The organism is Salipiger mangrovisoli (assembly GCF_015223355.1).
Lineage (GTDB): Bacteria > Pseudomonadota > Alphaproteobacteria > Rhodobacterales > Rhodobacteraceae > Salipiger > Salipiger mangrovisoli.
In genome coordinates this window covers 138701-152437 of record NZ_JADFFK010000008.1, presented here as the reverse complement: position 1 = coordinate 152437, position 13737 = coordinate 138701, and the positions used below count along the sequence as shown (strand labels likewise).

Annotated in this window: 18 protein-coding genes; 5 read left to right on the top strand and 13 right to left on the bottom strand. The window is 66.9% G+C overall.

The features are described from left to right. The first annotated feature begins 231 nt into the window (after nt 1–231). Nucleotides 232–600, top strand: coding sequence for a response regulator (locus IQ782_RS12490; protein ID WP_194134975.1), 369 nt, complete (start codon nt 232–234; stop codon nt 598–600). A gap of 21 nt (nt 601–621) precedes the next feature. Here the strand turns inward: IQ782_RS12490 and IQ782_RS12485 are convergent, their stop codons facing one another. From IQ782_RS12485 to def (IQ782_RS12460), 6 genes are all read right to left on the bottom strand, one after another. Continuing rightward, nucleotides 622–1614 carry a glutathione S-transferase family protein gene (locus IQ782_RS12485; protein ID WP_194134974.1) on the bottom strand — a complete coding sequence of 331 codons (993 nt, stop codon included), beginning with the start codon at nt 1612–1614 and terminating at the stop codon, nt 622–624. Between the two features lie 114 nt (nt 1615–1728). Then, entirely contained in the window at nt 1729–1965 is a 237-nt protein-coding gene (locus IQ782_RS12480; protein ID WP_194134973.1) for a GlsB/YeaQ/YmgE family stress response membrane protein, read from the bottom strand. Nucleotides 1966–1999: 34 nt separating this feature from the next. After that, nucleotides 2000–2914 carry a methionyl-tRNA formyltransferase gene (fmt, locus tag IQ782_RS12475; RefSeq protein ID WP_194134972.1) on the bottom strand — a complete coding sequence of 305 codons (915 nt, stop codon included), beginning with the start codon at nt 2912–2914 and terminating at the stop codon, nt 2000–2002. 131 nt (nt 2915–3045) lie between these two features. Beyond that, nucleotides 3046–3540: a peptide deformylase gene (gene def, locus IQ782_RS12470; protein WP_194134971.1), complete on the bottom strand. Its 495-nt coding sequence runs from the start codon at nt 3538–3540 to the stop codon at nt 3046–3048. A gap of 2 nt (nt 3541–3542) precedes the next feature. Continuing rightward, on the bottom strand, nt 3543–4049 hold the full coding sequence (def, locus tag IQ782_RS12465; protein ID WP_194134970.1) for a peptide deformylase: 507 nt from the start codon (nt 4047–4049) through the stop codon (nt 3543–3545). Beyond that, entirely contained in the window at nt 4046–4567 is a 522-nt protein-coding gene (gene def, locus IQ782_RS12460) for a peptide deformylase (protein WP_194134969.1), read from the bottom strand. The genes def (IQ782_RS12465) and def (IQ782_RS12460) overlap by 4 nt, the downstream gene beginning before the upstream one ends. Nucleotides 4568–4698: 131 nt before the next feature. Between def (IQ782_RS12460) and IQ782_RS12455 the strand changes: the two genes are divergently transcribed. Further along, nucleotides 4699–5877: a MalY/PatB family protein gene (locus IQ782_RS12455; RefSeq protein ID WP_194134968.1), complete on the top strand. Its 1179-nt coding sequence runs from the start codon at nt 4699–4701 to the stop codon at nt 5875–5877. A gap of 152 nt (nt 5878–6029) precedes the next feature. Here the strand turns inward: IQ782_RS12455 and IQ782_RS12450 are convergent, their stop codons facing one another. The 7 genes from IQ782_RS12450 to IQ782_RS12420 all read right to left on the bottom strand — a co-directional run bounded on the left by IQ782_RS12450 (nt 6030) and on the right by IQ782_RS12420 (nt 10396). Further along, nucleotides 6030–6653, bottom strand: a complete 624-nt coding sequence (locus tag IQ782_RS12450) for a TRIC cation channel family protein (RefSeq protein ID WP_194134967.1) — start codon at nt 6651–6653, stop codon at nt 6030–6032. A 4-nt stretch (nt 6654–6657) separates the two neighbouring features. Beyond that, nucleotides 6658–7110 carry a ribonuclease HI gene (gene rnhA, locus IQ782_RS12445; protein ID WP_194134966.1) on the bottom strand — a complete coding sequence of 151 codons (453 nt, stop codon included), beginning with the start codon at nt 7108–7110 and terminating at the stop codon, nt 6658–6660. A gap of 243 nt (nt 7111–7353) precedes the next feature. Beyond that, on the bottom strand, nt 7354–7806 hold the full coding sequence (locus IQ782_RS12440) for a DUF3429 domain-containing protein (protein WP_194134965.1): 453 nt from the start codon (nt 7804–7806) through the stop codon (nt 7354–7356). A gap of 112 nt (nt 7807–7918) precedes the next feature. Further along, nucleotides 7919–8311 (bottom strand): ACT domain-containing protein, encoded by a 393-nt coding sequence (locus IQ782_RS12435; protein WP_338092581.1) that lies wholly within the window; start codon nt 8309–8311, stop codon nt 7919–7921. Beyond that, nucleotides 8308–9258: a 4-hydroxy-3-methylbut-2-enyl diphosphate reductase gene (ispH, locus tag IQ782_RS12430; protein ID WP_194134964.1), complete on the bottom strand. Its 951-nt coding sequence runs from the start codon at nt 9256–9258 to the stop codon at nt 8308–8310. The genes IQ782_RS12435 and ispH overlap by 4 nt, the downstream gene beginning before the upstream one ends. A 70-nt stretch (nt 9259–9328) precedes the next feature. After that, nucleotides 9329–9769 (bottom strand): YqaA family protein, encoded by a 441-nt coding sequence (locus IQ782_RS12425; RefSeq protein WP_194134963.1) that lies wholly within the window; start codon nt 9767–9769, stop codon nt 9329–9331. A 54-nt stretch (nt 9770–9823) separates the two neighbouring features. Then, the gene (locus IQ782_RS12420) at nt 9824–10396 is read right to left on the bottom strand and encodes a LabA-like NYN domain-containing protein (protein WP_092427755.1); all 573 of its coding nucleotides are present in this window, start codon (nt 10394–10396) and stop codon (nt 9824–9826) included. 133 nt (nt 10397–10529) lie between these two features. Here IQ782_RS12420 and folK point away from each other — a divergent pair, with 133 nt between their 5' ends. From folK to IQ782_RS12405, 3 genes are all read left to right on the top strand, one after another. Continuing rightward, entirely contained in the window at nt 10530–11096 is a 567-nt protein-coding gene (folK, locus tag IQ782_RS12415) for a 2-amino-4-hydroxy-6-hydroxymethyldihydropteridine diphosphokinase (RefSeq protein WP_194134962.1), read from the top strand. A gap of 98 nt (nt 11097–11194) precedes the next feature. Further along, nucleotides 11195–11548: a DNA-directed RNA polymerase subunit omega gene (rpoZ, locus tag IQ782_RS12410; RefSeq protein WP_194134961.1), complete on the top strand. Its 354-nt coding sequence runs from the start codon at nt 11195–11197 to the stop codon at nt 11546–11548. 40 nt (nt 11549–11588) lie between these two features. Further along, on the top strand, nt 11589–13727 hold the full coding sequence (locus IQ782_RS12405; RefSeq protein WP_194134960.1) for a RelA/SpoT family protein: 2139 nt from the start codon (nt 11589–11591) through the stop codon (nt 13725–13727). The last annotated feature ends 10 nt before the right edge of the window (nt 13728–13737 follow it).

Genomic DNA, 13737 nt, shown 5'->3' with positions numbered 1-13737 from the left:
GAAGATTGCCCTCACCCTAGCAGCCCATGACCGGCTGGCAAGCCGAGCGAAATCCGCACCGTTCACGAAACTTTCAGCGCCTGCCGACCGAAAACTTGTGTCGGTAAGGCAAAATTAATCATTTCTTTAGGAAGCAATTCGACAACGGAAGAGAAGGGTAAAAAGCAACTAAAATGGATCGGGGACACTGTCACACGCGGACACTGGGGGGCGTCTGCTGGGAGATGAGCAATGAAGGTACTTATCGTACAAGCCGATCGAATCCTTGCCGGACGCTGGAGCAAACACCTCGAGCACAACGGTGCCGACGTCAGGATCGTCGCTGATCAGGAGAGCGCCACCCGCCTGATGCAAACCGAAGAAGTGGACGTCATCGTGCTCGATCTGATGCTGGCCTCGGGCAGCGCGCTGGCGGTGGCGGATTTCGCGTCCTACCGGCGCCCCGACTGCCGGGTGGTCTTCGTGACCGACTCCCCCGTCTTCTCCGATGGATCGATCTTCCAGCACTGCGCCAACGCCTGCGCCTACCTGCCCTCGGCGACGGCCCCCGCGGATCTTGCCGCGATGATCGAGCACTACGGCGCCCGCTGCGCCGTCTGACCGGCCTCGGCCCGACCGGCCTCAGCCGACAGCGGCCAGGGCTTCACGCCCATGCGGCAGATCAAGCGCCAGAACCGGTCCGACCGGCACGATGCGGTGCGGATTGATGGTGTCATGGCTGTAATGATAGTGGCGCGAGATGTGATCGAGCCGCACCGTCTCGGCCACGCCGGGCCACTGGTACAGCTCTCGGACATAAGCCCAGAGCGCCGGATAGTCGATGATGCGCCGCCGGTTGCACTTGAAGTGTCCATGGTAGACCGTGTCGAAACGGATCAGCGTGGTGAACAACCGCCAATCGGCCTCGGTGATCTGACCGCCCATCAGGTAGCGCTGCCCCGAAAGCCGGTCCTCGAGCCAGTCGAGCGTCTCGAACAGCGGCAGCACCGCCTCCTCGTAGGCGTTCTGCGTCGTGGCGAAGCCTGCCTTGTAGACGCCGTTGTTGACCGTGTCGTAGATCCGCGCGTTGACCGGCTCGATCGCGGCGCGCAGCTCTTCGGGCCAATAGTCGTCGGAATTTCCGGTCAGCCCGTCGAAGGCGGCGTTGAACATGCGGATGATCTCGGCGCTCTCGTTCGAGACGATGGTCTCGCGCTGGCGGTCCCAGAGCACCGGAACCGTCACCCGCCCCGATATCGCCGGGTCGGCCTTCAGGTAGATGTCGCGCAGGAACGGCAGGTCGTGAAGCCTGTCGCCCGTGGCCCCCGCAAAGTCGCTGCGGAATTCCCATCCCTCGGACAGCATCTCGGGATGCACGACGCTGTAGGGGATCAGCTCATCGAGCCCCTTCAGCGTGCGGAAGATCAGCGCGCGATGCGCCCAGGGACAGGCATAGCTGACATAGAGATGATATCGGTCCGGCTCGGCCCTGAAGCCGCCCTCGCCCGAGGGGCCGGCGCTGCCGTCCGCGGTGATCCAGTTCCGGAACTTCGCGGTGGAGCGGACGAACTTGCCGCCGGTCTTGCCGGTGTCATACCACGTGTCCTGCCATTCGCCTTCGACCAACTGGCCCATGTCTTGCGCTCCCTGCGGTTCTGTCCACAAAGAGCTAGGCGAGACGCCGCCCCGAGCAAACTGGCACAGGCGCGCAGCCCCTCCGGCATGAGCGCACATCCGGGCGTGCGCCGATCAGCGTGGCCCGAACTTCTGCAACAGCCAGATCAGCAGGATTGCCCCGAGCACCGCGCCGACGAGTCCCGCCAGCGCCCCGGTCACGGCGATCAGCGCGCGCAGCACCAGCCCGCCGATCAGCGCGCCGCCCATGCCGATGGCCACGGTCTGCACCACGCCGGTCTCGACCCGCATGAAACGCGTGGCGAAAAAGCCCGCCGCCGCCCCGATGATCAGAAGCCAGAGAATGGCCATGTCCGTCCCTTTCCTCTGCCTGTCCCCGGCGCGGTCAGCCCGCGCCAAGCACCGTGCCCGCGGGCACCTTCATGCCGCGCAGAAATGTCTCTGCGTCCTGCGCGCCCTTGCCGGCGCGCTGCGCCCGCGTCACCCGCACCGCGCCCGACCCGCAGGCGATGACGAAGCTTTCATCCAGCGCCTCGCCCGGCGCGCCCTCGCCCGGCACAACCCGCGCGCCCAGCAGCTTGATGCGCTGGTCGCCGACCATGGTCCAGGCCCCCGGAAAAGGCGCCAACCCGCGGATGCGCCGCGACACCTCCTCGGCGGGCAGGCTCCAGTCGAGCACCGCTTCGGCCTTGTCGATCTTCTGCGCGTAGGTGACCCCGGCCGCGGGCTGCGGCACGGCCTCCAGCATGTCCAGCCGCTCCAGCGCGGTGACGATCAGCCGCGCACCCATCTCCGAAAGCCGGTCGTGCAACTCGCCGGTGGTCTCCTCGGCACCGATCTTCAGCGCCTCGCGCAGCAGCACCGGCCCGGTGTCGAGCCCCGCCTCCATCTGCATGATGCACACGCCGGTCTCCAGGTCGCCGGACAAGATCGCCCGGTGGATCGGCGCCGCGCCGCGCCAGCGCGGCAGCAGCGAGGCGTGGATGTTGAGGCAGCCCCGCGCGGGCGCGTCGAGGATCGCCTGCGGCAGGAGCAGCCCGTAGGCCACCACCACCGCCACATCGGCGTTCAGCGCGGCAAAGGCGGCCTGCTCATCGGCCTGCTTCAGGCTGACCGGATGGCGCACCTCCAGCCCCAGCGCCTCGGCCCGCGCCTGCACCGGCGAGGGTCGGTCCTTCTTGCCGCGCCCCGCAGGCCGCGGCGGCTGGCTGTAGACCGCGGCGATCTCGTGACCGGCCCCGACCAGCGCCTCGAGCACCGGCACAGAGAAATCCGGCGTTCCCATGAAGACCACGCGCATCCGCCGCCCCTTTCCACTTTCCACACATGCTCAGCGGCGCGGCCCACCCGAAAGCGTCCGCCCCTTCTTCTCTTCGACAAATACGCAAATCCCGCCAGCACCGCCAGAGCGGCCTCGGGCAGCGGCGCGCGTCAGCCGCGCTTCTTCGAGCGGCGGATCAGCATGTCGCGCTTCACCTTGCCGAGGTGGTCGAAGTACATCTTGCCGTTCAGGTGATCGACCTGGTGCTGCACCGAGGTTGCCCAGAGCCCGACGAAGTCCTGTTCCTGCATCTCGCCCTCGGCGTTCATGAACCGCACCGTCACGCCGCGCGGGCGTTCGATCTTCGCCCAGACACCGGGCAGGTTCGGGCTGGCCTCGTCATGGGCGTTCATCTTCACCGAGGCGTGCAGGATCTCGGGGTTGGCCATGCGGATCGCCTTGCCGCGTTCCTCCGAGGCATCGACCACCGCCAGCCGCAGCATCACGCCGATCTGCGGCGCCGCAAGCCCGACGCCGGGCATCGCCTCCATCGTGTCGATCATGTCGTCCCAGATCGCGCGGATCTCGTCGCTGATCGCCTCGACCGGCGCGGCGGGCGTGCGCAGCCGCTTGTCGGGCCAGGGAATGCATGTGCGTGCGGTCATCGTCAGGCTCCTTGCACCAGCGCCTCGTAGTCGGCGATCAGCGCGGCGCGCGCCTCTGCCTCCAGCCGGTCGAAATGCACCAGCCCGTCGAGATGGTCATACTCGTGCTGCGCGACGATCGCCTCGGCGCCCGAGAGCTCGGCCTCCTGCGCCGCGCCGCCAAGATCGGTGTAGGCCAGGCGGATGCGCGCGTGGCGCTCCACCTGCGCGGTGACGCCGGGAATCGACAGGCACCCCTCGCCGCCGGTGACACGCTCGTCCGAGCGCCAGGTGATCTCGGGGTTGATGCAGGCGCGCGGCGTCATCTCGCCGTCCTTCCAGCCCGCATCCATGACGAAAACCCGGAACATCGCGCCCACCTGCGGCGCGGCAAGGCCGCGGCCGGGGGCGTCGTACATGGTCTCGAAGAGATCGCTGACCAGCCCGGCCACCTCGTCCACCGAGCCGACCTCGTCGCAGCGCTGCGACAGGCGCGGGTCGGGCCAGCGCAGGATCGGCAGCAGGCTCAAATCCGCGCCCTCTCGCGCTTCAGCTTGACCATCTTGCGGGTGATCATCTGGCGCTTGAGCGGCTTGAGGTAGTCGATGAAGAGCTTGCCGTCGAGGTGGTCGATCTCGTGCTGCACGCAGGTCGCCCAGAGCCCGTCGAACTCTTCCTTGCGCAGCTTGCCGTCGCGGTCCAGCCATTCGACCTCGACCAGCTTCGGCCGCTCGACCTCGGCGTATTGCTCGGGGATCGACAGGCAGCCTTCCTCGTAGACGTTGCGCTCGTCCGAGCTGGCGATCACCCGCGGGTTGAACATCACCAGCGGGCGCGGCGTCTCGCCATCGTCGGCGCGGGCGCAGTCGAGCACGATCAGCCGCTCCAGCACGCCGATCTGCGGCGCGGCCAGCCCGATGCCCGGCGCGTCATACATGGTTTCCAACATGTCGTCGGCCAGCACGCGCAGCTCGTCGGAAAGATCGGGCACCGGCGCGCAGAGCTTCTTGAGCCGCGGATCGGGGTGGATGAGAATAGGGCGTTTCATGCACTTCACTTAGGCAAATGCGCATGCTCGCGCAAGATGCCCGCGCCTGCGACCCTTGCACTCGCGCGCCAAGCCGCTAGCGTCCCCACAAGCACCCCGAACCCGCAAGATCAGAAAGTGACGGCCCCGCGATGAAAGACCTCTTCGACCATCCCATCGACCGCCGCGGCACCGGCTCCGCCAAATGGGACCTGATGGACAAGCTCTTTGGCGTGCCGCTGGACGGCGGTCTGGCGATGTGGACGGCGGATTCCGATTATCCGACTGCCCCTTGCGTGCTCGACGCGGTCCGCGGGCAGATCGACCTCGGCATCTTCGGCTATTTTTCCGACGTCGGGCTCTACACCGGGGCGGTGCAATGGTGGATGAAGGAGCGCCACGGCTGGCACATCGAGCAGGACTGGATCGTCACCACCCACGGGCTCGGCAATGGCGTCGCCATGTGTCTCGACGTTTACACGCAGCCCGGCGACAGCGTGGTGATCTTCTCGCCGGTCTACCACGAGTTCGCCAAGAAGATCCGCCGCGCCGACCGGGTGGTCACCGAATGCCCGCTGAAGCGCGAGGGCGACCGCTACGAGCTCGACCTCGAGGACGCGCAGAGGCGTCTGACCGGCAATGAGACCATGCTGATCTGGTGCTCGCCGCAGAACCCCTCGGGTCGGGTCTGGACCGCCGAGGAACTGCGCGCCGTCGCCGCCTTCGCCGCGCGCAACGGCATGGTGCTGCTCTCGGACGAGGTGCACCACGATCTCGTCTACCCCGGCGAGACCTTCGTGCCGATGGCCGTGGCCGCACCCGAGGTCATGGACCGGCTGGTGACGCTGACCGCCGCCTCGAAGACCTTCAACCTCGCCGGGATGCGCGTCGGCTCGCTGACCATCTCCGACCCCGCGATGCGCGCGGCGATGCAGGCCCGCCTCGAGGCGCTCGACAGCAAGCCCAACTCGCTCGGCCTGATGATGACCGCAGCGGCCTATTCTCCCGAGGGCGCCGTCTGGGTCGACGCGCAGGTCGCGCATCTGAACGGGAACCGCGCGGTCTTCGATGCGGCGGTGAATGCCATCCCCGGCCTGCGCTCGATGCCGTTGCAGGCAACCTACCTCGCCTGGGTGGACTTCTCGGGCACCGGCATGATCTTCGACGAGTTCAACGCCCGCGTCCGCGACATCGCGAAGATCGCCGCCAGCCCCGGCCCGGACTTCGGTGCCGGCGGCGAGAGCTTCCTGCGCTTCAACCTCGCCGCGCCGCGCGCCACCATCGAGGCCGCCGGAGCGCGCCTGAAACGGGCCTTCGCCGACCTGCAATGAGCCGCCCTCGCACATTCTTCTAGGCAAAAATATCCCGGGGTGAATTGCCGCGCAGCGGCAAGAGGGGCAGCGCCCCTCTGCCGCAACGAGAACGAGGGGCGCTGCCCCTCGCGCTCCCCGGCGTATTTGAAAAGAGAAGAAGGCGCCGGCGCTCAGTGCCGCGGCGGGCGCGACTTGTAGACCGGGATTCCCCAGCCGAGGGCCAGCGCCGAGGCGCGCAGCGCGAAGGTGGCTCCGGCGCAGACCAGGGCGGCCGCGAACGGCGGCAAGCCCAGCCACCCGGCCACCAGAAGTGCCAGCGCGCCACCGAGGGCGCAGGTGGCATAGGGCTCGCCCTGCTTGAGCAGCAGCGGCACCTCGTTGGCCACCACGTCGCGCAACAGCCCGCCGAGACAGCCGGTCATCACCCCCATCACCAGCACCACGCCCCAGGCGGCACCTTCGGCCTGCGCGATGCTGCTGCCCGCGGCCACCGCCACCGACAGCGCCGCGGCGTCGAGCCAAAGGATGGCCTTGGCCCGGCTCTCGAGCCGGTGGGCGGTGAAGAAGACCAGCAGCGCCGCGGCGCAGGCGATGCCAAGATAGGTCGGCTCGGCAATCCAGAACACCGGGTGGCGGTCGAGCAGCAGGTCGCGGGTGGTGCCGCCGCCCACGGCGGTCAGGCAGGCGAGAAAGGCAAAGCCCACCACGTCGAGCTGCGCCCGGCTGGCGACCAGCGCGCCGGTCAGCGCGAAGATCACCACCGCGGCGTAGTCGAGAAGCACGAGCGGGCTCACCGCCTCAGCCCTTGAACGGGGCCATGCCGGCCCGCGCCAGCTCGTCGGCGCGCTCGTTCTCGGGATGGCCGGCGTGGCCCTTGACCCACTCCCAGGTGACATCGTGGCGGCGCTGCGCCTCGTCGAGCCGCATCCACAGCTCGGCGTTCTTCACCGGCTTCTTGGCGGCGGTCTTCCAGCCGTTGCGCTTCCAGCCGTGGATCCAGCCGGTGACGCCGTTCTTCACGTAGGCGCTGTCGGTGATGACGGTGATCCTCGACGGGCGCGACAGCGCTTCGAGCGCGCTGATCGCCGCCATCAGCTCCATGCGGTTGTTGGTGGTCTCCGCCTCGCCACCCTGGAGCTCGCGCTCCTTGGCGACGGTCTCGCCCTCCATCGCGCGCATCAGAACGCCCCAGCCGCCCGGGCCGGGATTCCCGGAGCAGGCTCCGTCGGTATATGCATATAGGTCAGCCATAGGTGCGCAGGCTAAGCCATGGCGCGGAGGTGCCGTCAAGCCCGCTCGCGGCGCCCGGCGTCACCGACCTGGCGGCCGGCCCGGCACCGGCCAGAGATCCGCGCCACGCATCAGCGGTGCAATCGCCGTCACCTCGCGCGGGGCGGCCACGCGCCGCGCTCCCTGCTTCTTTCGGCGTGATCCGCAGCCCGTCGCGGGGGCTGGGCGCGGGTGCCGCGAAGACCCGCAGCCGTTGCGCGCCGTTCACAGGAAGGCCTCGACCGAGAGGCAGGCTATCACCACCGCGCTCATCGGCACGCGCAGCGCCAGCCACCAGCGCGGCGCGAGGCTCCACATCTGGAAGCAGGCGTCGAGCAGCAGCAGACCGAGGAAGCCGAAGACGAGGTTCGTGGCTGCCGCCACTGGCCCGCCGCCAACCATGAAGAAAGCCCAGAGCGCCGGCAGCACCGACAGCGCATAGGCCACCGCTGCCTTCGTGCCGCCCGCCTTGGTGGCAAAGCCCCAGAGCACGCCGGACATGAAGGCAAGGATCACCGTGCCGTAGGAGAGTTGCAGGTAAGGGGCAACGAAACGGCTGCCGAGATGTGCCGTGGACCAATCGTAGAGCGCCCCGTTGAAATGCGTGGCGACCGACCAGAGGAAGGGCAGCAGGCCGGCGACCGCTAGGAGCAGGGGGACGCGGGGCACGGAGCTCATGCGTGACTCCGCGGGCGGGTGTGGCGGGGCATGGTCTCTCCTTGGGCGCCTGAGTGTGCCGCAAGGTTTCCGATCCCTCCCGGCCTGTCAACGGGCAGGCACGGGCCGAGGATCAGCCCTGCGCGATCCGGTGCCCGGCCGCGACAAGCAGGGTTCTTGCCCGCTCGAGCTGCGCGCCGCTCACCAGCAGATAGTCGCGCAGGTAGGTCGAGATGACGAAGACGCCGAGCCCGGCCTGCGAGAGCGGCATCACCGCCGCCAGCACCACGCCCGGCTCGTCAAGCCCGGCCAGCGTCTCCACGCGGAAGGCGCGCCAGCCGAAGCTGCCCTCGGTGCCTTCGGGCACCGCGCCGCTCGGGCAGACCACCGACAACTCGTCCGGCGCGCGGGTCAGGCTGACGCAGCCGTCGCTGCCGGTCCAGTCGGGCAAGGGTGCATCGGCGGGCAGGCGCAGAATCGCGTGGTCCTGCGGGAGCAGGACAAGCGCCAGTTTCGGCAGGGTCACGCGGGAACGCGCAGCACGCGCGGCACCTTGAACTCGACGTTCTCCTGCGCGGTCTCAACCTTTTCCACGGTCATGTCGAAGCGCGCGCCGAAGGCGGCGACCACCTCGTCGATCAGCACCTCGGGGGCCGAGGCCCCGGCGGTGACGCCGACCGCGCGAATGCCTTCGAGCGCGCGCCAGTCGATATCTTCGGCGCGCTGCACCAGCTGGGCATAGGCGCAGCCCGCCTTGCGCGCCACCTCGACCAGCCGCTTGGAGTTCGACGAGTTCGGCGCCCCCACCACCAGCAGCGCATCGCAGCCCGGCGCGATCGCCTTCACCGCTTCCTGGCGGTTGGTGGTGGCGTAGCAGATGTCTTCCTTGTGCGGGCCGACGATGGCCGGGAAGCGATCGCGCAGCGCCGCGACGATATCCACCGTGTCGTCGACCGAGAGCGTGGTCTGGGTGACGAAGGCGAGCTTCTGCGGATCGCGCACCTCGACCGTGGCGACGTCGGCGACGGTTTCGACCAGCAGCACCTCGCCCTCGGGCAGCTGGCCCATGGTGCCGATGGTCTCGGGGTGGCCCTCGTGGCCGATCATGATCATCTGCAGCCCGTTCTCGTGGTGGCGGGCGGCCTCGATATGGACCTTGGACACCAGCGGACAGGTTGCATCGACATAGACCATCTCGCGCCGCGCCGCCTCGGCGGGCACTGCCTTTGGCACGCCGTGGGCCGAGAAGATCACCGGCCTGTCCGGCGGGCAGTCCTCGAGCTCCTCGACAAACACCGCGCCCTTCTCGCGCAGCCCGTCCACGACGAACTTGTTGTGCACGATCTCGTGCCGCACGTAGACCGGCGCGCCCCATTTCTCGAGCGCCATCTCGACGATCTTGATTGCCCGGTCGACACCGGCGCAGAACCCGCGCGGCGCGGCGAGATAGAGGGTGAGAGGGGCTTTGGTCATGGCTTGGGTCACCGATGCGTCTGCTGATCCCCCAGACCTAGTGGCTCTGCGGGCGCGGGTCCAGAGGGGGTCAGCCCAGCGTCGCGGCGGTCAGCCAGGCCAGGATGATGTAGCGGCCGGTCTTGGCGATCGCGACAAGCAGCACGAAGAGCCAGAGCGGGGTGCGCATGATGCCGGCGACCACGGTGAATCCGTCCCCCAGCGGCGCCCAGCTCAGCAGCAGCGACCAGATGCCCCATTTCGCGTACCAGCGCTGCGCGCGCTCAAGCTGCACCTCGGTGAGCGGAAACCAGCGCCGGTGGCGGAAATGCTCCAGCCCCGCGCCAAGCGCGTAGTTCACCACCGAGCCGAGCGTGTTTCCGATGCTCGCAACGAGCACCAACGCCCAGATCGGCAGGTTTGAGCCGAGTTGTAACCCGACGAAGATCAATTCCGACTGAAACGGCAAGATCGTCGCGGCTCCGAAAGCCGCGACGAAGAGGCCGCCGTAACTGGCAGCCTCAGTCAGCATGGATGGCGGACCTCATCCCCATAACGCCCGCACATCTGTGTCATTGCCAAGGGCTCAGTTCCCGTTGGCGACCTCGAAGTTGCGCTCTGCCTGCTGCTCGCGCGGCGGGCGACCGATGACTTCGCGAAGCTCGTCGAGCTCGATGAAGTTGTCGGCCTGACGGCGGAGCTCGTCCGCGATCATCGGCGGCTGGCTGCGGATCGTCGAGACGACCGAAACGCGAACCCCTTGACGCTGCAGGCTTTCGATCAGCGGCCGGAAGTCCCCATCCCCAGAGAACAGCACGATGTGATCGACGCGGGGCGCCAGTTCCATGGCATCGACCGTCAGCTCGATGTCCATGTTTCCCTTGACCTTACGGCGACCCTGCGCGTCGGTGTATTCCTTCGCGGGCTTGGTCACCATGGTGAAGCCGTTGTAGTGCAGCCAATCCACCAAAGGACGGATGGGAGAGTATTCGTCGTTCTCGAGGAGCGCGGTATAATAGAAGGCGCGCACCATCTTGCCGCGGCGAACAAATTCCTGTCTGAGCAGCTTGTAGTCGATGTCGAAGCCGAGGGCTTTGGCGGCTGCGTACAGGTTAGACCCGTCAATGAACAGCGCCAACCGTTCGTCCTTGTAAAACATCAAATGTCCTTTCGAGTAATCGAGACGCCGCATCCGTGAGTGGAAAAATGGAACAATGGGCGCCCTGTCCTGAGAGTAAGCGTTTCGGGCAGCTTTTCAAGCAGCGCAATATATGCAGAAGGATAGTGTAAGCATGGCTTTCGGGCAGGAAATATTGATCGCTCTGGGGGCGAACCTTCCGTCGGAAGAAGGCACGCCGCACGAAACTCTGAAAGCGGCCCTTACATCCCTCGCGCGCGAGGGATTTGCGATCGCCGATGTCAGTGACTTCTACGCAACTCCCTGTTTTCCGGCAGGTTTCGGACCTGACTACTGCAATGCCTGCGCCCGGCTCACCGGGCCCGCGGATCCTCATGAAATTCTTGCCGCCCTGCACCGGGTCGAAACGCAGTTCGGGCGTGCGCGGGCACGCCGTTGGGGCAGCCGCACGCTCGACCTCGACCTGCTCGCTGTTGGCGAAACTGTGATGCCAGATGAGGCAACGCAAACCCTCTGGCGCGAAATCAGCGCGGAGCAGCAGCGCGAGAACACGCCGGAGCGGCTGATTCTGCCGCACCCGCGCATTCAGGACCGCGCATTCGTGCTCGTTCCGCTGTGCGATATCGCCGCCGATTGGCGTCACCCAATTCTCGGCAGCACGGCGCGCGAGCTTTGCGATGCGCTTCCGGCCGAGGCCCGCGCAGAGGTCGTTCGAATGTGAGCCAGCTGCGCCGAAACGACGCCGCGTTTGCGCTTGTCAATCCTGAAACATCGCGGTAGGAGTCTCATTTCTTACGGTCAACCGAAGGTGAAACGCTCATGGCCCGCGTCACGGTAGAAGACTGCGTCGACAAGGTTCCCAACCGCTTCGAGCTGGTAATGCTCGCGTCGCATCGCGCACGTGAAGTCGCCGCCGGAGCGCCGATCACAGTCGATCGCGACAACGACAAGAACCCGGTGGTCGCGCTGCGCGAAATCGCCGAGGAAACCCAGTCGGCAGACGAGCTGCGCGAGCGCCTGATCGAGTCGCACCAGACCCAGATCGAAGTCGACGAGCCCGAAGAAGACAGCATGGCGCTTCTCATGGGTGCCGAGCAGGACAAGCCGGCCGATGACGACATGTCGGAAGAAAAGCTCCTGCGCGCCCTGATGGAAGCGCAAGGAGAGAGCTGAGAGGCTCGCCTGTAGCGGGCCAGGGTAAGGATAGGCGCCCATGATCGCGGCGGAAGACCTTGTTGCACTGGTCCGCAACTACAATCCAAAGACCAACGAAAAGCTGATCCGCGAGGCCTATGATTACGGCCTGCGGATGCACGAGGGGCAGTTCCGCCACTCGGGCGAGCCCTATTTCACCCATCCCGTCGCGGTTGCCGCCATCCTGACCGAGCAGCAACTCGACGATGCCACCATCATCACCGCGCTGCTGCATGACACGATCGAGGATACCCGCGCCTCGTATCAGGATGTGGCCGACCGCTTCGGCACCGAGGTCGCGGATCTGGTGGACGGGGTCACCAAGCTGACCAACCTGCAGCTCTCGTCATCCGAGACCAAGCAGGCCGAGAACTTCCGCAAGCTCTTCATGGCCATGTCGCGCGACCTGCGTGTGATCCTGGTGAAGCTCGCCGACCGCCTGCACAACATGCGGACGATCAAGGCGATGCGCCCGGAGAAGCAGGTGCAGAAAGCGCGCGAGACCATGGACATCTACGCGCCGCTCGCCGGCCGGATGGGCATGCAGTGGATGCGCGAGGAACTCGAGGACCTGGCGTTCCGGGTGCTCAACCCCGAGGGACGCGCCTCGATCATCCGCCGCTTCATCAACCTTCAGAAGGAAGCCGGCGACGTGATCCACCGGATCACCGGCGACATGCGCCACGAGCTCGAGGAGGCGCAGATCGAGGCCGAGGTCTTCGGCCGCGCGAAGAAGCCTTACTCGATCTGGCGAAAGATGCAGGAAAAGGGCATGGGCTTCTCGCGCCTGTCCGACATCTACGGCTTTCGGGTGATCACCCGCAGCGAGATGGACACCTACCGGGCGCTCGGCGTGATCCACCAACGCTGGCGCGCCGTGCCGGGTCGGTTCAAGGACTATGTCAGCCAGCCGAAATCCAACGGCTACCGCTCGATCCACACCACCGTCTCGGGCCGTGACGGCAAGCGCGTCGAGGTGCAGATCCGCACCCGCCAGATGCACGACGTGGCCGAGACCGGCGTCGCCGCGCATTGGTCCTACCGCGACGGCGTGCGGTCGGAAAACCCCTTCGCCGTCGATCCCGCCAAGTGGATCTCGTCGCTGACCGAGCAGTTCGACGCCGAGGAGGATCACGACGAATTCCTCGAGGCGGTGAAGCTCGAGATGTATTCGGACAAGGTGTTCTGCTTCACGCCCAAGGGCGACGTGGTGAAGCTGCCGCGCGGCGCGACGCCGCTCGATTACGCCTATGCCATCCATACCCGCATCGGCTCGGCCTGCGTCGGCGCCAAGGTCGACGGCATCCGCGTGCCGCTCTGGACCCGGCTGAAGAACGGCCAGTCGGTCGAGATCATCACCGCCGAGGGTCAGACCCCGCAAGCGACATGGCTCGACATCGCCACCACCGGCAAGGCGCGCAGCGCCATCCGCCGCGCCTTGCGCGAGGCTGGCAGGGGCCGGTTCATCAAGCTGGGGCAGGAGCTTGCGCGCTCGGCCTTCGAGCATGTCGGCAAGAAATCAACCGACAAGGTGCTCGAAAAGGCTGCCAAGACGCTGCGGCTCGAGGATGCGGACGAGCTTCTCGCGCGCCTCGGCAGCGCAGAATTGACCACCCGCGAGGTGGTGCATGCGGTCTACCCCGATCTGACCCCCTCGGCCGAGCACGAGGTCGAGATGCAGCGCGCGGTGATCGGCCTCGAGCCGGGCACAGGTTTCACCCGCGCGCGCTGCTGCCAGCCGCTGCCCGGCGAGCGCATCGTCGGCATCACCAAGCGTGGCAAGGGCGTCTTCGTTCATGCCATCGACTGCGAATCGCTGGCCAAATACGAAGAGCAGCCGGAGCGCTGGGTCGATCTGCATTGGGCCGAGGGCACCCATCCTGCCGCCTATGACATGAGCCTTGACCTCACGGTCGGCAACGATGCCGGGGTGTTGGGGCGCATTTGCACCTTGATTGGCGAGCGCGGGGCCAATATCTCGGACCTGCACTTCATCGACCGGAAACCGGATTTCTTCAGACTCCAGATCGACGTGGAACTGAGGGACGCCGAGCATCTCCATTCGCTGATGTCCGCACTCGAAGCCGAAAGCGATGTGGCCGCCGTCAGCCGCCATCGCGACACCTCTCTGGCGGCCGTGCCTGCCGCCGCGGAGTAGAGATAAAGGG